This window comes from Nonomuraea sp. NPDC049158 (assembly GCF_040648335.1).
In the GTDB taxonomy this organism is placed as follows: domain Bacteria; phylum Actinomycetota; class Actinomycetes; order Streptosporangiales; family Streptosporangiaceae; genus Nonomuraea.
In genome coordinates, this window is sequence record NZ_JBEZDM010000018.1 from 157,963 (window position 1) to 184,321 (window position 26,359).

General features: G+C 69.5%; 25 protein-coding genes. 21 read left to right on the forward strand and 4 right to left on the reverse strand.

The window, feature by feature from the left end; genetic code table 11:
- Nucleotides 1-12: 12 nt before the first annotated feature.
- Nucleotides 13-1,041: a LacI family DNA-binding transcriptional regulator gene (locus tag AB0B61_RS33385; protein ID WP_358440386.1), complete on the forward strand. Its 1,029-nt coding sequence runs from the start codon at nt 13-15 to the stop codon at nt 1,039-1,041.
- Nucleotides 1,042-1,284: 243 nt separating this feature from the next.
- Here AB0B61_RS33385 and AB0B61_RS33390 read toward each other — a convergent pair whose 3' ends face one another.
- Together AB0B61_RS33390 and AB0B61_RS33395 are read right to left on the reverse strand one after the other, a co-directional pair.
- Nucleotides 1,285-1,659, reverse strand: a complete 375-nt coding sequence (locus tag AB0B61_RS33390; protein ID WP_358440389.1) for an RNase adapter RapZ — start codon at nt 1,657-1,659, stop codon at nt 1,285-1,287.
- A 233-nt stretch (nt 1,660-1,892) separates the two neighbouring features.
- Nucleotides 1,893-2,063, reverse strand: coding sequence for a hypothetical protein (locus AB0B61_RS33395; RefSeq protein WP_358440392.1), 171 nt, complete (start codon nt 2,061-2,063; stop codon nt 1,893-1,895).
- A 244-nt stretch (nt 2,064-2,307) separates the two neighbouring features.
- Here AB0B61_RS33395 and AB0B61_RS33400 point away from each other — a divergent pair, with 244 nt between their 5' ends.
- The 5 genes from AB0B61_RS33400 (at nt 2,308) to AB0B61_RS33420 (ending at nt 7,509) form a co-directional block, all read left to right on the forward strand.
- Complete coding sequence (locus tag AB0B61_RS33400; RefSeq protein WP_358440395.1) at nt 2,308-3,039, forward strand: hypothetical protein; 732 nt, start codon at nt 2,308-2,310, stop codon at nt 3,037-3,039.
- Nucleotides 3,040-3,416: 377 nt separating this feature from the next.
- Complete coding sequence (locus tag AB0B61_RS33405) at nt 3,417-4,703, forward strand: S1 family peptidase (protein WP_358440398.1); 1,287 nt, start codon at nt 3,417-3,419, stop codon at nt 4,701-4,703.
- Nucleotides 4,704-4,811: 108 nt separating this feature from the next.
- Nucleotides 4,812-5,741: a LysR family transcriptional regulator gene (locus AB0B61_RS33410; RefSeq protein ID WP_358440401.1), complete on the forward strand. Its 930-nt coding sequence runs from the start codon at nt 4,812-4,814 to the stop codon at nt 5,739-5,741.
- Between the two features lie 44 nt (nt 5,742-5,785).
- Complete coding sequence (locus AB0B61_RS33415; RefSeq protein ID WP_358440404.1) at nt 5,786-6,700, forward strand: alpha/beta fold hydrolase; 915 nt, start codon at nt 5,786-5,788, stop codon at nt 6,698-6,700.
- The gene (locus tag AB0B61_RS33420; protein ID WP_358440407.1) at nt 6,697-7,509 is read left to right on the forward strand and encodes an LLM class flavin-dependent oxidoreductase; all 813 of its coding nucleotides are present in this window, start codon (nt 6,697-6,699) and stop codon (nt 7,507-7,509) included. Before AB0B61_RS33415 ends, AB0B61_RS33420 begins: the two co-directional genes overlap by 4 nt.
- 4 nt (nt 7,510-7,513) lie before the next feature.
- Here AB0B61_RS33420 and AB0B61_RS33425 read toward each other — a convergent pair whose 3' ends face one another.
- Nucleotides 7,514-8,554, reverse strand: a complete 1,041-nt coding sequence (locus AB0B61_RS33425; protein ID WP_358440410.1) for an NAD(P)-dependent alcohol dehydrogenase — start codon at nt 8,552-8,554, stop codon at nt 7,514-7,516.
- Nucleotides 8,555-8,775: 221 nt separating this feature from the next.
- On the opposite strand from AB0B61_RS33425, the gene AB0B61_RS33430 reads away from it, so the two are divergent.
- The 13 genes from AB0B61_RS33430 to AB0B61_RS33490 all read left to right on the forward strand — a co-directional run bounded on the left by AB0B61_RS33430 (nt 8,776) and on the right by AB0B61_RS33490 (nt 22,756).
- Nucleotides 8,776-9,645 (forward strand): branched-chain amino acid ABC transporter permease, encoded by an 870-nt coding sequence (locus AB0B61_RS33430; RefSeq protein ID WP_358440412.1) that lies wholly within the window; start codon nt 8,776-8,778, stop codon nt 9,643-9,645.
- A 10-nt stretch (nt 9,646-9,655) separates the two neighbouring features.
- Complete coding sequence (locus tag AB0B61_RS33435; RefSeq protein WP_358440415.1) at nt 9,656-12,250, forward strand: ATP-binding cassette domain-containing protein; 2,595 nt, start codon at nt 9,656-9,658, stop codon at nt 12,248-12,250.
- A complete protein-coding gene (locus tag AB0B61_RS33440) occupies nt 12,250-13,368 on the forward strand; it encodes an acyl-CoA dehydrogenase family protein (RefSeq protein ID WP_358440417.1) in 1,119 nt (372 codons plus the stop codon). Before AB0B61_RS33435 ends, AB0B61_RS33440 begins: the two co-directional genes overlap by 1 nt.
- An 85-nt stretch (nt 13,369-13,453) precedes the next feature.
- On the forward strand, nt 13,454-14,242 hold the full coding sequence (locus AB0B61_RS33445; RefSeq protein WP_358440420.1) for an enoyl-CoA hydratase/isomerase family protein: 789 nt from the start codon (nt 13,454-13,456) through the stop codon (nt 14,240-14,242).
- A 12-nt stretch (nt 14,243-14,254) separates the two neighbouring features.
- Nucleotides 14,255-14,716, forward strand: a complete 462-nt coding sequence (locus AB0B61_RS33450) for an OB-fold domain-containing protein (protein WP_358440521.1) — start codon at nt 14,255-14,257, stop codon at nt 14,714-14,716.
- Nucleotides 14,713-15,858 (forward strand): thiolase family protein, encoded by a 1,146-nt coding sequence (locus AB0B61_RS33455; RefSeq protein WP_358440422.1) that lies wholly within the window; start codon nt 14,713-14,715, stop codon nt 15,856-15,858. The genes AB0B61_RS33450 and AB0B61_RS33455 overlap by 4 nt, the downstream gene beginning before the upstream one ends.
- A gap of 8 nt (nt 15,859-15,866) precedes the next feature.
- Nucleotides 15,867-17,069: an acyl-CoA dehydrogenase family protein gene (locus AB0B61_RS33460; RefSeq protein WP_358440425.1), complete on the forward strand. Its 1,203-nt coding sequence runs from the start codon at nt 15,867-15,869 to the stop codon at nt 17,067-17,069.
- Nucleotides 17,066-18,031 carry a phosphotransferase family protein gene (locus AB0B61_RS33465; RefSeq protein WP_358440428.1) on the forward strand — a complete coding sequence of 322 codons (966 nt, stop codon included), beginning with the start codon at nt 17,066-17,068 and terminating at the stop codon, nt 18,029-18,031. Before AB0B61_RS33460 ends, AB0B61_RS33465 begins: the two co-directional genes overlap by 4 nt.
- The gene (locus AB0B61_RS33470) at nt 18,032-19,249 is read left to right on the forward strand and encodes an acyl-CoA dehydrogenase family protein (RefSeq protein ID WP_358440430.1); all 1,218 of its coding nucleotides are present in this window, start codon (nt 18,032-18,034) and stop codon (nt 19,247-19,249) included.
- A complete protein-coding gene (locus tag AB0B61_RS33475) occupies nt 19,246-20,016 on the forward strand; it encodes an SDR family oxidoreductase (protein ID WP_358440433.1) in 771 nt (256 codons plus the stop codon). Before AB0B61_RS33470 ends, AB0B61_RS33475 begins: the two co-directional genes overlap by 4 nt.
- Nucleotides 20,013-20,765 (forward strand): SDR family oxidoreductase, encoded by a 753-nt coding sequence (locus AB0B61_RS33480; RefSeq protein WP_358440435.1) that lies wholly within the window; start codon nt 20,013-20,015, stop codon nt 20,763-20,765. Before AB0B61_RS33475 ends, AB0B61_RS33480 begins: the two co-directional genes overlap by 4 nt.
- Nucleotides 20,762-21,559, forward strand: coding sequence for an enoyl-CoA hydratase-related protein (locus AB0B61_RS33485; RefSeq protein ID WP_358440438.1), 798 nt, complete (start codon nt 20,762-20,764; stop codon nt 21,557-21,559). Before AB0B61_RS33480 ends, AB0B61_RS33485 begins: the two co-directional genes overlap by 4 nt.
- 48 nt (nt 21,560-21,607) lie before the next feature.
- Entirely contained in the window at nt 21,608-22,756 is a 1,149-nt protein-coding gene (locus AB0B61_RS33490; protein WP_358440441.1) for an acetyl-CoA C-acetyltransferase, read from the forward strand.
- Here AB0B61_RS33490 and AB0B61_RS33495 read toward each other — a convergent pair whose 3' ends face one another.
- A complete protein-coding gene (locus AB0B61_RS33495; RefSeq protein ID WP_358440444.1) occupies nt 22,757-23,452 on the reverse strand; it encodes an alpha/beta fold hydrolase in 696 nt (231 codons plus the stop codon).
- A gap of 132 nt (nt 23,453-23,584) precedes the next feature.
- Here AB0B61_RS33495 and AB0B61_RS33500 point away from each other — a divergent pair, with 132 nt between their 5' ends.
- Together AB0B61_RS33500 and AB0B61_RS33505 are read left to right on the forward strand one after the other, a co-directional pair.
- Entirely contained in the window at nt 23,585-25,408 is a 1,824-nt protein-coding gene (locus AB0B61_RS33500; RefSeq protein ID WP_358440447.1) for a CocE/NonD family hydrolase, read from the forward strand.
- 165 nt (nt 25,409-25,573) lie between these two features.
- Nucleotides 25,574-26,200 (forward strand): TetR/AcrR family transcriptional regulator, encoded by a 627-nt coding sequence (locus tag AB0B61_RS33505; RefSeq protein WP_358440450.1) that lies wholly within the window; start codon nt 25,574-25,576, stop codon nt 26,198-26,200.
- Nucleotides 26,201-26,359 lie beyond the last annotated feature (159 nt).

Consider the following 26,359-nt stretch of genomic DNA (forward strand, 5'->3'; position numbering starts at 1 on the left):
GGCGAGGGGGGCATGGTGCGGCCGAGGCTGAAGGACGTCGCCGAGCTGGCCGGGGTGTCGATCAAGACCGTTTCCAACGTGGTCAACGACTATCCCCATGTCAGCGACGTGACACGCGCCCGGGTGGAGGCGGCGATAGCCGAGCTCTCCTACCGGCCGAACCTGTCGGCGCGCAGCCTGCGCGCGGGCCGCTCCGGCGTGGTCGCGCTGGCGGTGCCCGACCTGGACAACCCCTACTTCGCCGAACTGGCCACGAACGTCATCGAGGCGGCCGACCGGCGAGGCTGGACCGTGCTCATCGACCAGACCCAGGGTGACCGGGCCAAGGAACGCGTGGTGATCTCCGGGATCCGCGACCACCTCATCGACGGGCTGCTGTTCAGCCCGCTCGCGCTCACGGGCAAGGACCTGGCCGGGCGCGACGAGCGTACGCCGATGGTGCTGCTCGGGGAGCGCATCGGGATGGGCCGCTCGCCCTACGATCACGTCGGCATCGACAACGTGGCCGCCGCGCGGGCGGCCACCCTGCACCTGGCCGAGCGCGGCGCGCGCAGGATCGCCGCCATCGGCGTGCAGCGCACGGCCGTCGCCGCGACGGGCCGCCTGCGGCTGAGGGGCTACCAGCAGGCGCTCGCCGAGGCCGGCGTCCCCGCCGACCCGTCACTGGTCGCGCCGGTCGCACGCTGGGGGCGCGCCGACGGCGCCGAGGCCATGAGCCGCCTGCTCGACTCCGGCGCGCCGGACGCGGTCTTCTGCTTCAACGACACGCTCGCGCTTGGCGCCCTGCGGACGCTGCTCAAGCGGGGGTACGAGGTGCCGGGCGAGGTGATGGTGATGGGGTTCGACGACATCCAGGACGGCCGGTTCGCCACGCCCACACTGTCGACCGTGGCACCCGACAAGGCGCTGATCGCGCAGTCGGCGGTGGACCTGCTGGCCGAGCGGCTGAGCGGCGGGACGGGCAAGGCACACGAGGTGTGCGTGCCGCATCGACTGGCATTTCGGGAGAGTACGGATGTGCGGGCGTCACGAACTACCTGACGACCAACCGGGCCAACTGGAACGCACGGGTCCCGATCCATGTCGACAGCGACCGGCTGATCGAGTCCCACACCTCCGTGCAGTTCCAGCACGGCGTCGCGACGTCGTCAGCGCGGTGGCGGCGGCGGACCTGCGTGTGGAGTTCCTGAACGAGCACGACCACTCGCGCCCGCAGGTTGCCGGCCGGCACCAAGGCCTCAGCACAGCCGCGCGGGGGCCTGGTAGCAGCGGTCCCGGACGCGCCTACTTCAGAACGCGGGGCAGGTGTACGTGGCGGTGCTCGATGTCGACCTGCCGCCCGCGCTCGCGCAGGCGGTGTCCAAGGATCTCGATGAGGCCGGCGGCGCGGTGCTTGCCCCCGGCGCAACCCACAGCGATGCGGCGCGGACCCGCAGGGAGCATGGCGTAGTCCACGAGGTTGTCGATGAGCTCGCGGGCGCCGGGGGTGTTGATGACGACGTTCTGGACGCGCGGGTGCAGGCCGTCCAGGTTGAGGATGTCGCGGGCGGCGGCGGGGTCGCGCAGTCGGTCGCGGACGTCCTCGACGCGGTCGGCCTCGGGCGGTGGGCCGTGCAGGAAGCCGAACGAGATCAGCGTGATGGTCGGCCTGGTGGTCATCGGCTGTGCTTCTCCTTGCTTGCCGGTGTTGGGGTGATTATCGTGGCCGCCGTCGTCGTAGGGGCCGGCGCTGCGGCGCGCATGACGAATTCGGCCACTCTCAGTGATTCTTACCGGGAGGGAAGGCGACGTTTTGCTCGCACCTAAAGTGCGGACCAGCGTTGGCTTGTGGAGAGAGGGCCCAGCAGCGGTTTGTTCGTGATGAAAGCCTGGCCCTCCCTCGCGCGTAGGAGCTAACCTGCTGTCATCGTGTAGACCGCCAGCACCAGCGAAATCGCTGCTGCGATGGCGATCAGCAGGATGCAGAGGTGGACGGTGTGGCTTCGGCTTCCCATCGCAGTCCGCACCGTCCGCCCAATTTCGTTTGCGAGTAGCTTTCGCCAATCAGGCTCTTCCTCTGGCACGCGCCATATCCTTCCCATTGCGATCAAACGTATGTGCTTGGCCAAAGCTAGACGTTGATCGCAATGCGCGCCAGCCTCCCTTTTTGCCTCGTTGATATGAGGATCCTCTATCCGGGTAGGCGTATTCCTCTCCCAGAAGGACAGAACAACTCCCCGGAAATCTCCTTATGTCGAGCGTCGACATGTCCAACAGTAGACACTCCATATAGTGGGGTTGTTTGGCGGCTTCCAGGGGGGATCTACTGTGCATGCCAGCGATGACATCGGCCTCTTCCGTGCACGCATCTTGACCGCCCGCAACGCGTCCGAGTTGTCGAGGCACGCTACAGATGCCCTCAGATGCGCCGATGACATCAGGGTGGGGTCTCTGGAGGTTCATCGCGGCAAATTTCCGATTGCCCTACGACACTACGCGATTGTCCGCTTCCTGGAGGAGGAGCAGGAGCAGGAGCAGGAGTACACAGACGTGGACGGCGAGAGGAAGGTTCGTAGGTATATCACCTACGAGCCAGTCGACCATGTGGTTGACGTTTGGGAAGTGCAAGGAATCCTGCCCGAAGTGGCAGAACTGTCCGGCTCCTGGATTTACGAGGAAGCTACGGCGGCCGCTTCATGCCTGGCCTATCTGCTTATGAAGATGCTCGACGCAACCCCAGCCTTCGGCGACGATCGAGTGACGGATCTGCCTCTTTTGCTAACAGCGGTCATGTCGTCGCAAGCGATAGGCTTGAGGGTGACCAAAGTGGTTCCATCGGCGCCACGGGACGGCTTGGACAAGCAGCAGGCCGACCGTAACGCCTTGGTGGTAAGAGCAATCGAGGCGAGAAAATCTGGCGCCTCTGCAACGTTACGGAAGGAGATAGCAGTCGACCTCTACCATTCTGGCGACACGAACGTCCGGCGCATAAGCATGCTTACAGGCCTTGCCAGGGACACCGTATACAAGGCGCTGCGAGGCGCACATATTAAACGCTGACCCGTCATAGCCTCTCCATCTGGTTTACGAGGGCAGGAACAAAGCGCCATAACTCACAACGCGTGACGATGAGCGCCTCCAGTGGGCGGCCGGTCACGGCGGCGATCCGTACGCGAGCGGCATCATCGATTCCCTCTGCTCGCACTGACCGCTATACCGCAGGCCCTGGCACCGGTCGCCGGCGAGAGGGTCGCCTACCTGGCGACTTGCCCACTCGGGCGCGGTGACGCGGCGCATGAAGCGGACAGCCGTTATTCATACCCCTCTTCGTACGCCGATACAGCCCCCGTGAAGAATCCATCCACTTCGAATTCACAGCCGCCTGACAAACTCCACGCGAAAGATCTGAGTTTCCAGAACAGAAAGGTCTGACCCGCGTGCGAAGAAGAGCGAGCTGGAGACTGGCCACGGCATTCAGCCTGGTCGTCGTCGCCGGCCTTGTCGCCGTTCCTGATACGGCGCTGGCCGCTCCCGCTATCCGGCTGTCCGCCCCCGCGAAGCTACGGGTGGCGGACGTTCCCGGTTCCGTCGACTACCTGACGAAGAAATACGGCGTCAGTGTCGACGAGGCGATGCGCCGGCTGGAGTTGCAGCGAACCTCGGGGGCTCTGCACACCGTGCTCGCCCGCGACTATGCCGACACCTACGCGGGGTCCTGGATCGACCAGGAGAACGGTGGTGTGCTGGTCATCGCGAGCACCGCCGCCGAGGCGCTGGTCCCCGCGCTGAGCGCGATCCCGGACCGGAACCACGTCCGCGTCGTGGCCGTGCAGCACTCCCTCAAGGAACTGAAGGCGAAGGCCGTCGACGTCAGTGCCCGTCTGGGGCTCACGCCCGAGCAGGTGCCGGTGATCAACGAGCAGAAGAACCGCGTTGAACTCCATTACCAGGCCGCGGCAGCGGTACGCGGTTCGGCCGGTCGGCTCGCCACAGCCGGCGACCTGGACGTTACCGTGATCGATCCGCCGACCATCACGCCCCAGCGGGGTCCGTGTGAGATCCAGGCGTGTTTCCCGCCGATGCGCGGCGGCTTGCGGCTGGACCTCTACGACGTGAACTACAACAAGCTCAAGGGCGACTTCTGCACCAGCGGCTTCAATGTGAAGGGCTCGAACGGGTGGAAGTACACGCTTACGGCGGGACATTGTCTCATCGGTGAGAGCTATTACACGAAGCACACTGACGTGTTCGTCGGCCGCCGCGAAGTCTCAACCAGGAACGCGGAATATCCGGCGGATGGAGCACTCATGCCGTTCGTCACCAGAGGCTTCGCTGAATACGTCAAAATATGGGCGAAATGGCCGTACAACACGGTGATCCACTACAGCGCCAAGGCATTCCCGATATTCGGAATGTGGGCGTATGACGACGTCCGTGTCGGCTGGATGGTGTGTTCGACCGGCGCGCGGTCGAACAACACCAGGTGCGGCGACATCACGAAAAAGGATGGAGGCTTCCAGTCCACCATCTGCACCCACTCCGGGGACAGTGGCAGCCCGCTCTACAGCGAGGTCGACAACAAGGCCTACGGGATCCTGCATGGGTCTTCGGGGCTGGGCTGTTGGACCGGTAAAACGTCGTACTGGTCATCGCTGACGTACATCTTCAATATGGCGAAGAAATCCGGTCTTACCTTCGAGCTGGTCACCGACCCCGACCCGTGACAACAGGCGGAGCGGCGCCCTGAATGTCGATGGCCCTGGAAACGTCGACACATTAAGGGAAGCGATTGTTTCTGCTCAAGTCGATCGCTGTTCGCTATGCTTGACGTCATGGTCGACGTCGAGCTACGCCACCTGAGGACCATGGCTGCCATAGCCGAGGAAGGAACATTCGGGCGGGCGGCGGTTCGGCTTGGCTACACCCAATCGTCGGTGAGCCAGCAGATCGCCGCGCTGGAGAAGGCCGTCGGTGGCGCCGTCTTTGATCGGCCTGGAGGTCCAAGGCCGGTACGAATCACCCCCCTTGGCGAGGTGGTCTTGGCTCACGGGCGCGGTCTGCTCACGAAGGCGGAGGCGCTGGGCGACGCCGTCGATCGCTTCAGGGCGGGAAGCGGCCGGATCGACATCGGCACCTTTCAGGGCGCGACCAACCTGATCCTGCCGGCCGTCGTGCGCCGGCTGCTGAGCGAGCACCCCGGCTGCGACATCAGGCTTTCCGAGGTGGAACCGGAGAATCCACAGATCGGAGATCTTGACCTGTTGTTCCACTACGGCCGCATCGAAGGCGACGTCGAGCACGTCGAGCTGCTCGACGAGCCGTACCTCCTGGTGGCCGGCGCCGGCGCATTCCCCGACGGTCCAGTACGGGTGAAGCTGCTCGACGATGCTCCGATGGTCGCCTGGCCTCCCACCCATCACCAAACATGGTTGGAGCGGGAGCTTGCCGGCGCCGGCGCGCGGCCACGGATCGTGTTCCGAACCGCCGGCCACGAAACCATCGTGTCGATGGTGCGGGCGGGCATCGGGTCGGCGGTGCTGCCGTGGCTCGCCCTTCACGGATCCGATGCCTGGTCCGACGACCGGCTCAGCATCCACCAACTGCGACCATCGCCCGCCACCACGTGGTATCTGTACTGGCCGGCCGGACGCACCCAGTCGCCGCTCGCGACCCGAGCCATCGACATCGCCGTCGAAGGCGCAAAAGAGCTGGCCGGCCAGATTTCTGTGAACATCGCTACAGGCGATCATATTGATCGATAATCATCGCTTTTCACGATGGAGTCGCGGTACTTAGCCTTCCAGACATGAACGCTCATCAATCCCATGGCGAACAGCTCCTGTCGATCAACGGCGTCGAGCTGTGCGTGGAGACCTTCGGAGACCGCGCGACCTCGGCGATCATGTTGGTGGCCGGGGCGGGGGCCTCGATGCTGTGGTGGGACGCCGAACTGTGCGAACGCATCGCCGCCCGTGGCCGGTTCGTGATCCGGTACGACCATCGAGACACCGGCCGGTCGACCTGCTACCCGCCGGGACAGCCCACCTATTCCCTCACCGACCTGGCCCTGGACGTGCTCGGCATCCAGGACGCCCTGGGCATCGAACGCGCCCACGTGCTCTGTCAGTCGATGTCCGGCGGGATCGGACTCATTCTCGGTGTGGACCATCCCGATCGGGTCGCGTCGCTGACGTTCGTCTCGACCTCGACCGGGGCCGACGACCTGCCGCCGCCGTCCAGCGACCTGGCCATGCCGGCCGAGCCGGATTCCTCCGACGCGGCCGCGCTCGTCGACTATGTGGTCGCCGGCGCGAGAGCCTGCGCCGGTGGCTCGCCGTACTTCGACGAGGCCGCGATCCGCGCGTTGGCCGAACGTGACGTGGCGCGCGCCAGGAACTACGCCTCGACTCTGGCCAATCACTACGCCATCGAGTTCGACGAGCCGACCCAAGGCGGATTCGGCGACATCGCGGCGCCGACGCTCGTGGCCCACGGCGACCACGACCCGCTCCTGCCGCTGCCGCACGGCGAGGCGCTCCGCGACGCCATCCCCGGCGCCGAGCTGCTGGTCCTGAAAGGGGCCGGACACGACCTGCCGGGGCCGGTATGGGATGACCTCGTGTCAGCCCTGGTCCGGCACACGGAAGAAGGCGACATGGAAGAAGGCGGCACGGAAGAAGGCGGCACGGAAGAAGGCGGCACCGAAGAAGGCCGCTCATGAACCGGCTGCGATCGGCGCTCTGGCTGCCGCTCTTCGACGACCTCGCCGACCCGCGAGTGGTCGCGCGCCTCGCCGCCGACGCGGAGGAAGCCGGTTGGGACGGCTGCTTCGTATGGGATCAGCTGTGCTGGCGAGCGCCGGTCCGGCAGGTCGCTGATCCGTGGATCGCGCTGGCGGCGATCGCGACCAAGACCGAGCGGCTACGGCTCGGCCCGATGGTGTCGGCGCTTCCCCGTCGACGGCCGGCCAAGGTCGCGCGGGAGACCGCGACGCTGGATCGGCTCAGCGACGGCCGCCTCACCCTCGGCGTCGGCATCGGAAGCGACCGCTTCGCCGGCGAGCTGTCCAAGACCGGCGAGCAGCTCGACGATCGGCGGCGCGGGCAGATGCTCGACGAGTCCTTGGCGATCCTGGCCGCCGCCTGGTCCGGCGAGCCGGTGCGCCATCGCGGCGAGCACTACACCGTCGACGACATCGCGTTCCTGCCGCGGCCGGTTCAGCGGCCCGGCGTGCCGGTGTGGGCCGCCGGATTCCCGGGCAACGTCAAGCCGATCCGCCGGGCAGCCCGGCTCGACGGCTTCTTCCCGGTCAATCTCGAGCACCCCGACCAGCTCGCCGAGGTCGTCGCCACCCTCACCGAACTGCGCCATGGCGAGATGGACTCGTACGACATCGCCGTCAGTCTGCCGCTCGGTGTCGATCCCGAGCCGTACGCGAAGGCGGGCGCGACGTGGTGGCTGCCGGAGTTCGAACCGGGTGTACGGCTCGACGTCGTGCGTGGCGTACTCCGCGATGGCCCAGGAGGTTGACGCGTCAGTCGGGCGTCAGGACGGCGCGTCCCCTGAGCTCTCCGGCGCGCAGCCGGGTCAGCGCCTCATGGGCGGCGGACAGCGGAAACCGCTCGACCTCGACGTGCAGCGCCCCGGATCGGCCGAGGGCGATCACCTCCGCGAGTTCGGGCCGGGTGCCCCAGAACGGCAGTGAGATCCTGCCGCCCGGGGGCAACGGGCCCGGTTTGCGGACGGTCAGGTGCCCGCCTCCGTTGCCGACGACGACGAGGTCACCGTCGGCGCGCAGGCTGGCGGCGGCCAGATCGACCGTTGAGCCGGTGCCCGCGAAGTCGAGCACGACGTCAACGCCGCTGCCGCCGCTCGCCGCGCGCAGGACGCGGCCGGTATCCGGTGAAAGGCGGGTGCTCAGGTGGGCGCCGCACCTGTCGGCGACGGCCAGGGCCTCCTCGCGCACGTCGACGGCGAACACCCGGCTCGGCGTCAACGCGCGCAGGAGCTGAATGGCCAGATGTCCGAGGCCGCCGACCCCGATGACGGCGACCGTCGATCCGTCGTCCAAGGACGCCCGGCACTGCTGGATGGCGTGGTAAGGCGTCAGGCCGGCATCGGACAGCGGGGCGGCCTGCACAGGATCCAATTCGCCGATCGGCTGGAGGTGGCGGGCCGCCGGCACGAGGACGTAGTCGGCCATCCCGCCGTCGCGGCCCAGCCCCATCCCGGCCCACGGCAGTTCCGCTCGGCGGTCGCAGTAGTTCTCCCGGCCCGCCACGCAGCGTCGGCAGTCGCCGCAGCCCCAGGGGCCGTACACCACGTACCGATCGCCGACGGTGATCCCGGTGACGGCCGGGCCCACCGCCGCGACCCGGCCGGCGACCTCGTGGCCGAGGGTGAACGGCGCCGGGAAGGGCATGTCACCCGGACCCGCGTCGAGAACGTGCAGGTCGGAGTGGCAGAGTCCGGCGGCTTCCACACGCAGGAGGACCTCGAGCCCTCGCGGGGCCGGCTGGTCGACGTCGGTGAGGACGGGCGGCAGGCCCCAGCCCGGCAGCCGGAGCGCTCTCACCGCGCCGTCCGATTCGCAGGGAGGCGGACCTCGGCCCTTGTCATGGTCGGCACCAGCATGGCGACACAGTAGCAAACTGAAGTTGGTTCAGTATCGAAGGCGGCCCCCGCCGGGGAGGCTTGCTGGACGGCGACTCGTCGTCTAAGGTTCTCGAACTGAGTTCATTTTGGGTGACAGGGCGCGGAGCGCATGAGCCGCCCTGCGAGAGAGTGACGGTCGGAATGGATCAATTCCTGCTCGTCCTGGTAAGCGGCGTCGCCAGCGGCGCGATCTACGGTTTGATGGGCCTCGGCCTGGTGATCATCTACCGGGCGACGGACGTGGTGAACTTCGCCCTCGCCGCCCTGGCCACGCTGGGACTCTACGCCGCGGTCACGTTCCGTGACAGCGGCCTCGCGATGATCCTGTGCGTGCTCGCCGCGGTCGCCGTGACCGCGCTGGCCGGGGTGGTCGTCCGAGAGGTGGTGATCCGGCCGCTCGGTCAGGGGCAGTTGTTCTCCGCGCTCGTGGTGACGATGGGTGTCTCGCTCATCGTCGAGAGCGTGGTGGACTCGATCTGGGGCACCCAGCCGAAGACCTTTCCCAGTCTGGTGGACGGCACCGTCCGATGGGGTGACGCGGCGCTGCCGGCGCAGAGCCTGGTGACCATCGGCATCGCGGCGGTGGCGATGGCGGCCGTCGCCTTCCTGTTCGGGCGCACCACGCTGGGGTCGGCGATGCGGGCCGTCGCCGAGTCCGCGGACACCGCCCAGCTCATCGGCATCAGCGCGCAACGCGTCGCGCGGATCGCGTGGGCACTCGGCCTCGCGCTGGCCGCCCTCGCCGCCTGCCTCTACGCGCCCAGATCGGGGCTGGTGCCCACGGTGCTGGCCGCGCCGCTGTTCCGCGCGTTCGCCGGGATCTTCCTCGGCGGGCTCACGAGCATGTACGGAGCCGTCATCGGAGGTCTGACCGTCGGGGTACTGGAGAACCTCGCGGCCAGCTACGTCTCGGCCAGCTTTCGCGACACCTTCGTGTTCTCCTTCACCGTCCTCGTGTTGCTGATCCGCCCGCAGGGCCTGTTCGGCACACGCACCTTCCAGCGGGTCTGAGGAGCAGCACATGGTATTCACCCGCTCGAATCTCGTGCGGGCCGCGCTCGGCCCGATCACCGGGCTGGCCCTCGTCGCGCTGATGCAGTCCGGGGCAATCCCGGCCTACCAGGCCTATTCGGTCGGGCTCGCCGCGGTCTACGCGATCGTCGTCCTCTCGGTCGGCCTCCTGGCCGGCTGGTCGGGGGTGTGGTCCGTGGGCCATCCCGCGTTCGTCGCCGTGGGCGCCTACTTCGCGGCGTACGGCAGCGCGCATCAGTGGCCGCTGGAGTGGGTGATCGTGGGGGCGATCGGGTCGTGCGCGCTGATGGGCGCCTTCCTCGGGTACGCCGGCGCCAGGTTCTCGGTGCTCTACATCGCCCTGCTGACGTTGGCGTTCAGCCTGGTGTCCCTTGAGGTGATCAACCGGTGGACCAGCGTGACCGGCGGCGACCAGGGCGTGGCGGTGGCCCCGCTCGACAGTGTGTTCGGCGCGGTCCCGAGTGGCGGCGGCGAGGCCCAGTATCTCGCGGTCCTCGTGGCGGGAGTGGTGTTCGCGGTCGCGGTCTTCGCCAGGTCGACCGCGCTGCGCATGCGGCTGGTCGCCGCGAAGGCGCACCCGCTGGTCGCCCGTTCGGTGGGCATCGTGCCCGAGGCGCAGACCGCTCTGTCGTTCGCGGTCAGCGCGGCGTTCACCGGCCTGGCCGGCGTGCTGCTGGGCCTGATCACCGGCTTCGTCAGCCCTGATACGTTCTCGCTGAACTTCGGTGTCACCATCATCGCGGCCTGCGTGCTCGGCGGCGTCGGCTCGGTGTTCGGCGCCGTGGTGGGCGGGGTCTACCTGGTGTGGGTGCCGACGGTGGCCGACGCCGCGTCGGTGCCGCAGCCGGTGGTGCAGGGCGTTCTGCTGATCGCCGCGCTGATCTTCCTCCCCGGCGGAGTGGTCCCGTTCCTGGGCTCGCTGGTACGAAGGGCGCTGGGCAGGCGAGGCCCCGGCCTTCCCGACGGCGAGCATCACGTCAGCGCGACGGCCGCCGACAGCGGGGACGGCGCTCCCGCCACCTTGGCGAGGGACCGGCCGGCCGCGGACGAGGCGGCGCCGTTGCTGGTCGTCGATGGCCTGTCCGTGCGATTCGGCGGTCTGAACGCCCTTGAGAGCGCGTCGCTCGACGTACGGCCCGGCGAGGTGCTCGCCATCATCGGCCCGAACGGCGCCGGCAAGACCACGCTGCTCAACGCCGTCTCAGGGCTCATCGGCGGCGCGCGGATCAGCGGCGCGGTCGACTACGCGGGTGTGAACCTGATGGGGACGAGGGCCACCGCACGGCGCAGGCTGGGAATCGCCCGCACCTTCCAGCACGCGGAGACCTTCTCGGAGCTCACGGTCGCGGAGAACGTGCTGTGCACCAAGCGCTGGGTCGGTACGGCGGACCGCACCCGGGCCGATGAGCTGCTCGCCCTCACCGGACTGGCCGACGTGGCCGACCGCTACCCGGCCGAACTTCCGTTCGGGCTGCAGAAGCGCCTGGACCTGGCCCGGGCGATCGCCGAGGAGCCGAAGCTGCTGATCCTGGACGAACCGTTCGGCGGCCTGGACGCCACAGAGCGGCAACTGGCCGCCCAGCAGATCGTCCGCCTGCGTGCGCGGGGCGCCGCCGTCGTGATCATCGATCACGTTCTGGACGACCTCTTCGCCGTCGCCGACCGGGTGGTCGCCTTCGACTTCGGCAAGCCGATCGGTTCCGGTGAGCCGGGCGCCATTCTGGCGGACCCGAAAGTGCGCTCGTCGTACCTCGGCCTGATCGCCACGCGCGCCGAACTGCCGGCCCGCGCCGACGAGAGCGTCGCCATCGCCCTGCGCGACGTCAGCCACCACTACGGTGGTGTCGCCGCCCTGCACGACGTCCACCTGGACATCGGCAAGGGCGCGGTCATCGGCGTCGTCGGGGCGAACGGCGCGGGCAAGAGCACGCTCGGCAAGATCATTCATGGCTCGCTGCGTCCGTCGTCGGGGCAGGTGCGGATCGGCGAGCCTGGTGCGCGCCCGGTCCGCGGCAGCCTGGTCCCCGAAGGTCGTGCCCTCTTCAAGACCTTGTCATTGCGGGAGAACCTCGAAGTGGCCGGTTACGCCGCGGGCGTCCATGGATCGGCTCTGCGCACCCGCCTCGACGAGACCGCCACATGGCTGCCGGAGCGGCTGCGCGGCCGCCTGTCGGTGGCCGCGGCCGGGCTGAGCGGAGGAGAGCAGCAGATCCTGGCCATCGCCCGGGCCCTCATGGCCCGGCCGGACGTGCTGATCCTCGACGAGCCCGCGCTGGGGCTGGCGCCGGCCCTGGTCGACGAGGTCTACGCCCGGATCAACCAGCTCGCCCGCGAGGGGATGACGATCGTGCTCCTGGAGCAACTGCTCAGCAGGGCGCTCACCTCCTGCCATGAGGTGGTGGTGCTGCACGAGGGCCGGGTGGCCGCGCGCGGAGACGCGTCGGACCCCTCGTTCGCCGAGACCGCGGAGCTGGCCTACTTCGGTGGGGAGGCCGCGACCTTGCTCAAGCTAAGTGAGCTCAAGCTAAGTGAGCTCAAGCTAAGTGAGCTCAAGCTACGCGATGTGAACGAACTGGAGGCCTGATGCTCGACGTCGATCCGGCGCTGCTCGGCGACACCGATGAACGCAAGCAGCTACGGGAGGTCCTGCGCGACTTCTTCACCGAGGCCGCCGCGTCGGAGGACGTACGCGAGCACCTGGCGACCGGCCGCGGACACGACGCGGCACTGTGGGCGCGGATGGCCACGGAGCTCGGCGTCCAGGGCCTGGCGATACCGGAGGAGTACGGCGGGTCGGGCTTCTCGTTCGCGGAGCTCGCGGTGGTCTTCGAGGAGGCGGGGCGGGCGTTGCTGTGCGCCCCTTTGCTCTCCACCACCGTGCTCGCGACCTACGCCCTGTTGCTCAGCGGAGATCGCGAAGCCTGCGCCCGCTACCTTCCCGGCATCGCCGCGGGCACCCTCACCGCGACGGTCGCGGGCTTCGACGACGACGGCGGCGGGCTACGAGCCACGCCAGGGAAGGGCGGGTGGACCGGCAGCGGGACGGCCGACTTCGTGCTCGACGGCTGCGGAGCCGACCTGATCATCGTCGCGGCGCGGACCGCCGATGGAGCCGGTCTCTTCGCGTGCGAGCGTGGCGCGGAAGGCGTCACCCGGACGGCCCGGACGGTTCTGGACGGTACCCGTCCCCAGGCCCTGGTCACCTTCGCGGACACGCCGTTCGTACCGATCGGGGCAAACGCCGCCGCGATCACCGGGCGGGTGCTCGACATCGGGCGGGCCGCGCTGGCCGCCGAGCAGGTCGGCGGGAGCGCGCACGCGCTCGACGCGAGCGTGTCGTACGTGCTGCAGCGCCGTCAGTTCGGCCGGCAGATAGGCTCGTTCCAGGCGATCAAACATCGGCTGGCCGACCTGCTGGTCGAGATCGAGGCGGCGCGTTCGGCCGCGGTCTTCGCGGTGGCGTGCGTCACCGCCTCGTCGCGGGATCTGCCGGTGGCGGCCAGTACGGCGAAGGTGGTCTGCTCCGGCGTGTACAGCCGGGCGACGGCCGAATACGTGCAACTGCACGGCGGGATCGGGTTCACCTGGGAGCACCCCGCCCACCTTTACCTACGCCGCGCCCGAGCGGCCGAAGTGTTGTTCGGCACGGCCGGTGACCACCGGGCACGGCTGGGCGGTCTGCTCGGCCTGAACGGGGTCTGACAGGCGATATTTCGCACAATACCTGCTATTGACAGGGCCGCAGTCGGCCCATAGAACTGTACTGAATTCAGTTCAAGGAGGAACGTTGACGGTAGAGGAAGAGATCCAGTTCGAGCGCGATGGCAACGTCGCGAGAGTCTGGCTCAATCGCCCGTGGAAGAAGAACTGTGTAACCCTGCCGATACTCAAGCGGCTCGACGAGATCATCACCGAGGTCGACGCCGACCCCGAGCTGCGCGTCCTGGTGCTACGCGGCCGGGGCGGCACGTTCTGCTCGGGCTTCGATCTCGACGAGTTGCAGGCCGACTACATCGGCAGCAGCACGGCCATGGACGTGGCGGTCATCTCGGCGAAGGTCTGCGACCGGCTGTACTCGATGAGCACCCCCTCGGTGGCGGTGCTGGAGGGTTATGTCACGGCCGGCGGCTTCGAGCTGATGATCTCCTGTGACTTCGCGATCGCCGCGGACGACGCCAAGATCGGGGACTTCCACATCCGCCGAGGCCTGTTCGGCGGCGCGGGGCCGATCTACCGGGTGCCCCGCATGATCGGCATCCGCAAGACCAAGGAGCTGATGCTCACCGGCAAGCTGCTGACCGGCGTCGAGGCGGCCGACTTCGACCTGATCAACAAGTCGGCGCCCGCGGAGGAGCTCGATGCCACGGTCGATGAGTTCATCAGCCACCTGACCGACAAGAGCCCCTTCCAGATGCGGATCACCAAGATGACCATCGACCGCAGCCTGGAGGCCGACATCCAGTCGCTGATGGTGATGGAGCACCTGGCCGTCGGCGTGACGCTCAACTCCGAGGACGCCGCCGAGGGCGTGGCCGCGTTCCTGGAGAAGCGCGAGCCGAAGTGGAAGGGTCGCTGACCGGTGTCGACGATGGCGCAGGCCGGTCTGCGGGGCTCGCGGTGCGGTGAGTGCGCGGTGACGGTCTACCCGGCCGACGACGCCTGTCCGCGGTGCGGGCGGGCGACGTCCGAGGTGACGTTGTCCTCGGCGGGGGAGCTGTGGACGTGGACGGTTCAGCGGTTCGCCCCGAAATCACCCCCGTACGCGCCGCCACAGGGCGGCTTCCGGCCTTTCGCCGTGGGGTATGTGGAGCTGCCGGAGGGCGTCCGCGTCGCGGCGGTGCTCGACGTCGGCGACCTCGACTCGATCCGGATCGGCATGCCGCTGCGGATCGAGCCCGCCACCGGAGTGCCGCGCGCCGTCCCGATCGAGCCCGCCACCGGAGTGCCGCGCGCCGTCCCGATCGAGCCCGCCACCGGAGTGCCGCGCGCCGTCCCGATCGAGCCCGTCACTGGAGTGCCGCGCGCCGTCCCGATCGAAGGCGTCCGATGACCGACGTCCTGATCGCCGGCGCCGGCATGTCGCCCTTCGGGCGCACCGAGCACACGACCGGCCGCGGGCATGCCGTGCACGCGGTGAACGCCGCGCTCGCCGACGCCGGGATCGCGTGGTCACGGGTGGGAGCGGCGTTCGGCGGCAGTGACGCCGCCGGGCTGGCCGACACCTTGGTGGCCCAGCTAGGTCTGACCGGCCTGCCGTTCGTCAACGTCAAGAACGGTTGCGCGACGGGCGGCAGCGCTCTGGTGTCGGCGGTGAACGCCATCCGCGGCGGCATGGCCGACGTGGTGCTGGCCGTCGGGTTCGACAAGCACCCACGGGGCGCCTTCGACCCGATGCCGGCCGACTGGGGCCTGGACGAGGCCTACGGGCGTGACGGGCTGATGGTCACCACCCAGTTCTTCGGCATGAAGATCCGCCGCTACATGCACGACCACGGGATCAGCTCCCGTACGCTCGCGCTGGTCGCGGAGAAGGCCTACCGCAACGGCGCCCGCAACCCCAACGCCTGGCGGCGCACGCCGATGACCGCCGACGAGATTCTCGCCTCTGGCATGGTCAGTGACCCGCTGACCCGCTACATGTTCTGCTCCCCGGGAGAAGGCGCGGCCGCGCTGGTGCTGTGCGGCGCCTCGGTGGCCAGGGAGCTGACGAGCGTCCCGGTGACCCTGCGATCAGCGGTCGTACGGTCTCGCCGCTTCGGTTCGTTCGAGGTCTTCAGCCCCTGGATCGCCGGCGGCGAGCTGAGCAGCGTGACCAGGGACGCCGCGGCGGCGGCGTTCGAAGCGGCCGGGGTCGCCCCCGGCGACGTCGATGTGTGCCAGCTGCAGGACACCGAGAGCGGTGCCGAGGTGATGCACATGGCCGAGTGCGGGTTCTGCGAGGACGGTGAGCAGGAGAAGCTGATCGCCTCGCGCGCCACCGAGATCGGCGGCTCGTTGCCGGTCAACACCGACGGCGGCTGCATCGCCAACGGTGAGCCCATCGGCGCGTCGGGTCTGCGCCAGGTCTGCGAGGTGGTCCGGCAACTGCGCGGGCAGGCCGGAGACCGGCAGGTGCCCGGCCGGCCGAGAGTCGGATTCACCCACGTGTACGGCGCCCCGGGCGTGAGCGCCTGCACGGTGTTGTCCCGATAGAGGAACTGATGAGCGATAGTCCGGCACCTGAGAAGTTCAGGGCAGAGGCCCGCGACTGGCTCGCGTCGGTCGCCCGGCCGCGGCAGGCGAACGGTGCCTGGGGCACCGGTGACGACTCGGTCGCGGTCTTCGAGAACTGGTCCGAAGAGGAGGAGCGCGAGCACACCGAACGGATCCGGGCCTGGGAGGTGACCCGGTTCGACGCGGGCTGGGGCGCGCTGAGCTGGCCGGCGGAGTTCGGCGGACGCGGTCTGCCCGTGTTCTACGAGCAGCTCTACCGGCAGGAGGAGGCCGCCTTCGACGTCCCGCGCCGCACCGAGATCTTCCCGGTCACCCAGCAACTGGTGGCCCCGGCCATCCGGATCTGGGGCACGCCGGAGCAGCGGGAACGCTGGATCAGGCCGATGCTGCGCGCTGACGAGCTGGCCTGCCAGCTGTTCTCCGAGACCGAGGCCGGGTCCGATCTGGCCGCGGTCCGTACGCGGGCGGTTCGCGACGGCGACAACTGGGTGCTCGACGGGCACAAGGTGTGGACCTCGGGGGCGACGGTCGCGTCCTGGGGCGTGGCCGTCTGCCGTACCGACCCTGACGTGCGCAAACACGCGGGCATCACGGTGTTCATGGTTCCGATGGACGCCCCGGGTGTCACCATTCGCCCCATCCGGCAGATGACCGGCGGGATCAGCTTCAACGAGGTCTACCTCGACGGTGTCGTGGTACCCGACACCGATCGGCTGGGCCCCGTCGGCGAGGGATGGCGGGTCACCCTGACGGTGCTGGCCGCCGAACGGCTCGACTCCGGCGCCCTCGGCCTGGACAACGCCGACCGCGCCGTCGAGCTGGCCCGGCACCTGCCGCGGCCGCTCACCGGCCACGAGCGGAACCTCGCGGCCGACCTGTACGCTCGCACGCTCGTCCAGCGCCTCATCGGCCTGCGCGTGACCGCGGCGCTGGTCTCCGGCCGCGAACCGGGAGCCGAGGCGTCGGTGGGCAAGCTCTACGCCACCGAGACCATGCGCCGCACCAGCGACCTGGTCCTTCAGCTGCTCGGGCCGCGACTGGTCGCCGACACCGGAGAGTGGGGCACCTTCGCCTGGACCGAGCATCTGCTGGGCGCGCCCGGCTACAGCATCGCCGGCGGGACCGACGAGATCCAGCGCACCATCCTGTCCGAGCGGGTGCTCGGCCTGCCCAAGGAGCCCGTACGATGACCGCCGACGTCGCTTCGTCAGGCCTGGCCGACCGGGTCGTCAGCGCGTTCCCCGGGCAGCGGGTGGGCCCGCTGGAGACGCTCGCCGGCGGCCACTCCGGACTCACGTACGTGGTCACGGTGGGAGAGCGCAAGCACGTCGTCAAGGCGGTTCCGCCCGCCGAACGGCCGGTGGGCCGCAACGACATGCTCCGCCAGGCCCGGGTGCTCCAGGCGCTGGCCGGCACGGCGGTGCCCGTCCCGGAGGTGGTGGCGGTCGATGAGCGGCAACCGGCCTGGTTCGCCATGGAGTTCGTCGCCGGCCAGGCCGCGGAACCGGTGCTCGACGAGCACGATCTCACTCCGGAGCTGGCCCGCGCCCGCATGCTGGACGCCGCCCGTGTCCTGCGGCGGCTGCACGATCTCGACGTCGCCTCCCTGGCGCTGGACGCGCCACCGCCTCGCGACGCGGTCGCCGAGCTCGGCCAGTGGAGCCGCACGATGCGCGCCGTTCCCGCCGAGTTGCGCCCCGGATCCGACGAGCTGCTCCACCGGCTCGCCCAGGACGTGCCCGCCGATCTGCCGCCGGTCCTGGTGCACGGCGACTTCCGGCTCGGCAACGTCCTGTACCGGGCGCGGGAGGCGGCGGCCGTCGTCGACTGGGAGATCTGGAGCGTCGGCGACCCGCGTACGGACCTGGTCTGGTTCCTGCTGTTCGCCGACCACCGCAACTTCCCCGTGCTGGGCAGGGAAGTGCCCGGGTTGCCCACCGAGGCGGAGCTGCTGGAGGCCTACCTCGCGGGCGCCGCGCCGCTGCCCCGCTTCGACTGGTTCCGCGCGCTCGGCCGGATGAAGATGGCCGCGATCATGGGCCACAACCTGCGTCGGCACCGCGAGGGCCGGATCCACGACCCCGACCAGGAACGCCTGCCGCCGACCATCGCCGCCATGATCCGCACAGCGCACGACTTTCTAGGGACATAAGTGGATTTCTCCTACTCGCCCCGCGCACGCGAGCTCCAGACCCGGATGCGGTCCTTCATGGAGCAGCACGTCTATCCCGCCGAACCCGTCTACGACCGGCAGCTCGCCACCGCCGACGACCCGCACGCCCTGCCCCCCGTGATGGTCGAACTCAAGGAGCAGGCTCGCGCCGAGGGCCTGTGGAACCTGTTCATGTCCCACGGCGACTGGGGCGCCAACCTGACGAACCTGGAGTACGCGCCGCTCGCCGAACTGGCCGGCGGCTGCGTCTTCGGGCCGGAGGTGTTCAACTGCTCCGCCCCGGACACCGGGAACATGGAGCTGCTGGCCCTGTTCGGCACCCCCGAGCAGCAGGAGCGGTGGCTGCGCCCGCTGCTGGCGGCCGAGATACGGTCGTGCTTCGCCATGACCGAGCCCGACGTGGCCAGTTCCGACCCTCGAAACCTGCGCACCAGGATCACCCGCGACGGCGACAGCTACCTGGTCAACGGCCACAAGTGGTACACCTCGGGCATCCTCGACCCGGACTGCAAGCTGATCATCCTCATGGGGGTGACCGACCCGGACGCCGACCCGTACCGGCGCCAGAGCATGTTGCTCGTCCCCCGGGACACCCCCGGCATCACGGTGCTGCGGGACCTGCCCATGTTCGGCTACACCGACCGGCTCGGGCACGGTGACGTGCTCTTCGAGGACGTACGCGTACCCGCCGCCAACCTGCTCGGCGGCGAGGGCGACGGCTTCGCGCTCGCCCAGGGACGGCTCGGACCCGGCCGGATGCACTACGCCATGCGCGCGGTCGGGTTCGCCGAACGGGCCCTCGCGCTCATGTGCCGTCGCGTGCTCGACCGCGAGGCGTTCGGCGGCCCGCTGGCCGACCAGGGCGTCGTGCGGGAATGGATCGGGCGCAGCCGCATCGAGGTCGAACAGGTGCGGCTGCTGGTGCTCAAGTCCGCGTGGCTGATGGACACCGTCGGCAACTCCGCGGCCCGCATGGAGGTCGCGGCCATCAAGGTGGCGGCTCTGGAGACGGCGCACCGGGTGGTGGATCGGGCCGTCCAGGCGTTCGGAGCGGCCGGGGTCAGCGATGACACCGTTCTGGCCCGGCTGTTCGCGATCACCAGGGCGCTGCGCATCGCCGACGGGCCCGACGAGGTTCACCTGCGTACCGTCGCCCGCCAGGAACTGGCCAAGTACCGAAACAAGGGGGCGGCATGAACGTGCTCGACGGCCGGACAGCGGTGATCACCGGTGGGTCCCGTGGCATCGGGCTGGCGATCGCGCACGCCTACCGGGCCGCGGGAGCGCACGTGGTCATCGCCGCGCGCAAGGCGGAGGGGCTGGCCGGCGCACGTGCCGAGTTGCTGCGCGCCGAGGCGGGCGGGGGTGTGCACACCGTCGTGGCCAACGCCGGGGAGCCGGAGCAGGCACAGCGCTGTATCGACGAGACGATGGAGCGCTTCGGCCGGGTGGACGTCCTGGTCAACAACGCCGCCACCAACCCCTACCACGGCGACCTGCTCGACCTCGACCTGCCCCGCGCGGAGAAGACGGTGCGGGTCAACCAGTACGGGATGATCGCCTGGACTCGCTGCGCCTGGAACGCCTCGATGGCCGAGCACGGAGGCGCCGTCATCAACATCGCGTCGGTGGGCGGGCTGATCGTCGACCCGCACATCGGCTACTACAACGCCACCAAGGCCGCCATGATCCATATGACCCGGCAGCTCGCCTACGAGCTCGGCCCCAAGGCGCGCGTCAACGCCATCGCACCGGGACTGATCAAGACCGAGCTGGCGCGGGCCGTCTGGGAGGCGCGCGAGCCCATTCTCACCGCGAAGCTGCCGTTGCGGCGGCTGGGCACGCCCGAGGACGTGGCGAGCGCGGCGCTGTTCCTGGCCTCGGACGCCTCCTCCTGGATCACCGGCCAGACCCTCGTCATCGACGGCGGCGCGCTTGCCCTGCCGATCGGGGTCGACGAGTGATCGACCACCTGTTCTCCCTGAGCGGGCGGACGGCCGTGGTCACCGGGGCCTCCTCCGGGCTCGGGGCCCGCTTCGCGGCCGTCCTGGCCGCCTCCGGGGCGACCGTGTTCGCGGCGGCCAGGCGGGCCGACCGGCTGGCTGAGCTGGCGGCCGGTGATTCCCGTATCCACCCGGTGGCCTGTGACGTCAGCCGCGAGGACGATCGCGAACGGCTCGTCGCGACCGCCGTGGCGCAGACCGGCCGTTTCGACGTCCTGATCAACAACGCCGGCGTCGCGGGCGGAACCCGCGCCGAAGACGAGAGCTCACAGAACTTCGCTGACGTTCTCGCCGTGAACCTGGTCGCTCCGTTCCATCTGGCCCGCCTCATGGCCGCGACGTCCGGCACCGGCCGCAGCATCGTGAACGTCGCCTCCATCCTGGGCCTGGTGTCGGCGGCCCCGATGGGCGGCGCGAGCTACGCGGCCTCCAAGGCGGGACTGGTGGGACTGACCCGCGAGCTGGCCGGCCAGTGGGGTCAGGCCGGCGTGCGGGTCAACGCGCTGGCGCCGGGCTGGTTCCGATCCGAGATGACCGAGGAGCTGTTCGCCGACGCCCGGTCCAGCCGGTGGGTCGAGAAGAACACGATGCTGGGCCGTGGCGGGGATCCCGCCGAGCTCGACGGCGCTCTGCTCTTCCTCGCCTCGGACGCCTCGTCGTACTGCACCGGACAGGTTCTGGTGGTTGACGGTGGCTGGACGGCGAGATGAGTGTCACGGTGGAGGTCCTGGACGGGGTGGCGGACGTCGTCCTGTGCCGGGGCGAGCGCGGCAACGCCATCTCTTTGGGGCTGGCGCGCGAGCTGCGGGACGCCGCCCAGGTCTGCCTGAGCGAGAACGTCCGGGCGGTCCTGCTGCGCGGCACGGGGCGATCCTTCTGCGTCGGCGGCGACCTGCGCGAATTCTCCGGTTTGCGGGGGAGAGCGCTGGAGGAGCACCTGATCGAGGTGACCGACGCGCTGCACGGAGCGTTGCGGATCTTCGCCACGATGGACGCGCCGCTCGTGGCGCAGGTGCAGGGAGCCGTCGCCGGTGCCGGAGTCGGACTGGCCGCCGCGGCCGACTTCACCATCGCGGCGGACGACGCGACGTTCACCCTCGCCTACACCGGCATCGGCTACTCGCCCGACGCCGGGGTGACCTGGTCGCTGCCCCGGCTGGTCGGTCCCAAGCGGGCGCTGGAACTGCTGCTCACCAATCGCCGGATCTCCGCGGAGGAAGCGGCCGGCATGGGACTCGTGACGACCGTGGTGAGCGCCGAGCGGCTGCCGGCGCAAGCTCGGCGGGTGGCCGCCACGCTCGCGCGGGGGGCGACCGGGGCCTTCGGCGCGACTCGGCGGCTGGTGTCCGACGGGCTGTCCAGCGACCTCGACGCGCACCTGGACCGTGAGGCCCGCGCTCTCGCCTCGGCGGCGGCCTCCCCCGAAGGGGAGGAGGGCGTGGCCGCCTTCCTGGGCAAGCGCCCCGCTCACTTCCCTGGCGGCACCGAGCAACGCGGCTTGTGACCCAGGCCGCCCTACCTTTCCCTTACCGACTGACCGGAGTGGATCACCATGGCCGAAGCCTTCATCGTCGATGCCGTCCGTACCCCTGTCGGCCGCCGCAACGGGGCGCTGAGCGGGGTTCACCCCGCCGACCTGGGCGCCCACGTGCTGCGTTCGCTCATCGCCCGCACCGGGATCGACCCCGGGGCCGTCGATGACGTCTACTTCGGCTGCGTCGGCCAGATCGGCGCGCAGACGGGCAACATCGCCCGCACGTCATGGCTGACCGCCGGGCTGCCCCAGCACGTGCCCGGCACCACCATCGACCGGCAGTGCGGCTCGTCGCAGCAGGCCGTCCACTTCGCCGCCCAGGCCGTCATGTCCGGCACCGCCGACCTCGTCGTCGCCGGTGGTGTCGAGGTCATGAGTCTGGTGCCCATCTCAAGCCCGGCCGTCCTGGGGGAGCGTGAGGGCATGGGCGCGCCGTACGACGCGGCGGGCTGGCGGGCTCGCTTCGGAGAGGAGGAGGTGTCGCAGTTTCGCGGCGCCGAGCTGATCGCGCGAAAGTGGGACGTCTCGCGGCTGGACATGGAGCGATTCGCCCTGGACAGCCATCGGCGCGCGGTCGCGGCATGGTCGGACGGGGTGTTCGGCGAAGAGGTCGTGCCCGCGTTCGGCCTGGAGGCCGACGAGGGTCCGCGGGCCGAGACCAGCTTGGAGAAGATGGCGGGGCTGCGGACACTCAGCGAGGGCGGCCGGCTGACCGCCGCGGTGTCGAGCCAGATCTCGGACGGCGCCGCCGCGCTGCTCGTCGCCTCGCCGGACGCGGTGCGCCGCTACGGGCTCACGCCGCTGGCCCGGGTCCACAGCATGGCCGTCGTCGGCTCGGACCCGATCTACATGCTCACCGGGCCCATCCCGGCCACCGAGAAGATCCTGGATCGTTCTGGTCTGTCCATCGGTGACATCGATCTGATCGAGATCAACGAGGCGTTCGCGTCGGTGGTGCTGGCCTGGCGCAAGGAGATCGGGGCGGCGCCCGAGCGGACCAACGCGTTCGGGGGAGCGATCGCGCTCGGCCACCCGCTGGGCGCCACCGGGGCACGGCTGATGACGACCCTGGTGCACCAGCTGCGGCGCACCGGGGGACGTTACGGCCTGCAGACGATGTGCGAGGGAGGCGGCATGGCCAACGCCACGATCATCGAACGGATGTGATCAGCCGTGGACGGTGTTGAGGACGGCGGCGAGCCTCTCCGGCGCGCTGATCATCGCCATGTGCCCGGTGTCGAGATCGACGACCTCCGGGCGGAGCAGCGCGATGGACCGTTGCTGCAGTTCCTCGACGTAGCACAGGTCCCGGGTGAGGTGCACGTACGTGCGCGGGATCGCGCGCTGGTAGCCGCTCAGGTCCACGACCTCGCTCAGCAGCGCGGCCGAGTCGTCGATCAGCCGGTCCAGGGTCGCCGTGGTGGTCGCCTCGTCCATGTCGTCGCACAGGATCGCGGCGGCCCCCTCGCGGGTCTGGTGGTAGACGCCACCGGCGATGGACTGCTCGACCAGGTCCCGTACGCCCGGATCGATCTGGTCGAGCACCCGTGACCCGTCGGGCGGCACCACGGCCGACACGAGAACGACGTGCCGGATCCGCTCCGGCACGAGGTCCAGCACGCGTGGCACGGTGACCCCGGCGAAGGAGTGACCGACCAGCACGACGTCGCGCAGGTCCTTCGCCTCGACGTCCTCGCGGACGGCTTCGGCGCAGTCGGCGAGGGTGACCGTGCGCGGGTCGGCTCCGGCCCGCGTGCCACGGCCGGGAAGGTCGACGGCCAGCGCCTCGGCGTTCAGAAGGGGGATCAGCTCGTCCCAGCAGTTCGCGCCGAAGCCGGCGCCATGGATGAGTACGAACGGCATGGGAGGCCTCCTCGTGGATGACTACCAGCGAACCCTAATTGAATTCAGCTCTGGCGTACAGGGTCGTACCTGCCGCACACTGCTGGTGAGCTCAAGTGAGTTCAGTTCAGGAAGCGATCGGGAAGGTGCAAGATGGCCACATCTTGGCATCGGCGGGTCTGGTCCGTCGTCCTCGCGGGCGTGCTCGCCGCGGTCCTGCTCGCCGGGGGTCAGGCCCCCGCGCGGGCCGACCGGCAGGCGCCCACTCCATGGCCCGGCGGGCGATGGGAGCCGGGACCGGCCCGCTACGGCACCACGGTCGTCTCGGACGTTCCCGTCCGGATGGACGACGGCGTGACCCTGACGGCCACGGTCGCCTATCCGACGGATCCGGCGACCGGGCGGCGCGCCTCCGGCCGGTTCCCGGTGATCCTGCAGCAGACGCCGTACACGGACGCGGTCAATCCGTTCTTCGTCCCGTACGGATACATCTTCGCGACCGTTCGGTCGCGGGGGGCCGGGACGTCCGGTGGAGAGTTCGGCTACGTGTCGGCCCGCGACCACCGCGACGGCGTCCGGACCGTCTACTGGGCAGCCCGTGAACTGGACGGCTCCAACGGCGTCGTCGGTGGCTACGGCTGCTCGTACGCCGGGGAGACCCAGCTCTACACCGCCGCCGGAATCGGCCGAGGCTCGCCGCTGAAAACGATCATCCCCACGTGCACCGCGCAGGACTACCTCAGGGAGACCTTCCTGGTGGACGGGATCCTGACGGGGGACTTCCCCTTCCTCAAGCGCGCCGCCGCCTCCGTCGGCGACACCCCCTCGGCGAAATCCTTCTTCGCCGACCTGGTCACGGAGGTCGAGAGCGGCGGCGACGCCGCCTACAACCGTGACTTCTGGCGTTCGCGCCAGCCCATCACCTTCGCCCAGGACATCGTGGACAACGACATCCCCGCTCTGCTGTGGAGCGGATGGGACGATGTGGTCATCCGGGGCGCGACCGAGTTCTACACGGCGTTGCAGAACGCCTACCACGACCGCCCCGTCCAGGCCGCGATGGATCCCGGCCAGCCGGTGACCGGGCGCTACCAGATCATCGTCGGCCCTTGGGGGCATGGTCAGGGCCTCGACAACACCATCATGCTCGAGTGGTACGACACGTGGTTGAAGCACGCGAACACCGGCATCGACCGGACAAGCACCCCGATGCACCTGTACGAACTGCGGGCCGACCGCTGGGTCAACGCGGCGCGATACCCGATCGTCACCGACTACACCACGTACTACCTCCACGCCAACGGGGCGCTCAAGCCCTCCCGATCGGCCGAGGGCGGCGACCCGATCGCGTGGGCCGCGCCGGACACGGCGGGCGGCACGCTCACCTACTCGACGCCTCCTCTCGCCGACGGCGCCACCCTGGCGGGACCCGTCAGCGCGGCCGTGTACGCCAGTTCCAGCAATACCAACCTCGTGCTGATCGCCACCCTCTCCGACGTCGCACCGGACGGGACGGCGGCGCCCATCACGTTCGGGGCGGTGCTCGGCAGCCAGCGCGCCCTCGATCCCCGTAAGACCTGGCGCGACCGCGACGGGACGATCATCCGTCCCTACACCCGGCAGACCGGCGACAGCTACCTGACACCGGGCGAGGTCACCCGTTTCGACATAGCGCTCCACCCGCGCCTCTGGGCGGTGCGCCCCGGACACTCCGTCCGCCTCACGCTCACCACCCAGACCCCCGCCGCCGCCTGCGCGGGCGCCAACGTCCTGCCGTGCGCGCTCACCGCGCCGGCGCAGGCCACGGTGCCCGGTGGCGTCTACCAGGTGCGACGCGGGTCGTCCTCGGTGAGCCTGCCGCTCCTGCCCGCAGGATGCTTCCGTACGGCGGCGAGCGCGGTCACCCCGACGAGCGGCGGCTTCTCCCAGCCCATGGACTGGGCTGCCGAACGGCCGGGCCACCCTTGTCAGCGCTAGGCGTACGGCGGGTGTCCCGGTCGCTTGATCGACAACCGGGACGTGCAAGCACCTTCGATGGGTAAGATGACGGGGAATGAAACTAGAACCGAGTTCAAGTCAGGTCGGCGGCAGAGGCCGGCCGGGCCGCGACGTTTCCCAGGCGCACAAGTGGGGGGTGCGGTGATGAAGGCGGCGAAGATCGTCGAGCCGGACGAAAGTCCCCGTTCCAAGCGGAGGGCGATCCTGGCGGCCGCGGTCAAGAACTTCGGTAAGAACGGCTATGACGCCACCAAGTGGTCGGTGGTCGCCGATCAGGTGGGGATCGGGCAGACCGCGCTCTATCACTACTTCGAGTCGAAGGCGCATTGCCTGCTCACGATCATGCGGCTTGAGCTCCAGCGTTCGCTGGAGATGTTCACGAAGGCGACCGCCGACCAGCCCGACCCGATGGAGGCCTTGCGGGCGGCGGTGCGTTCGGCGTACGCGGTGTCCGAGCAGAATGTGCTGCAGATGCGGATCCTGCAGAACAACCTGGCCATTCTCGCGGTGCCGCGCAACTCCAAGAAGGAGGAGGCCGAGCGGCTCGCGGCCCGCGAACTCGTGCACGGCATCGAGGCGGCCTGGACCGAGTTGCTGGAGCGCGGGATGGCCGAGGGGGCCTTCGCGCGTCGTGACCCGCACACGCTCGCGCTGAACATGCTCGGCATGATCGTGAGCGTCTGGCGCTGGTATCGCCCCAAGGGCCTGGTGACGTTGTCCTCCGTGAGCGAGCTGACCGAAGACTGCTGCGTGCGGATGGTCGCGCCGTAGCGCTGGCCACGATGACCGGCACGACCTGCGCCGAAGGTCGTGCCGGTCGCTTTGTCCGGCCCTGACGCGAGTCGCGCGCCCGATGTTTCCTTTTCCCGGCATTCCGCTATTGCCGCATGGTGAGCGCGACGATACAGTCTCGTAAACTGAACTGAACTC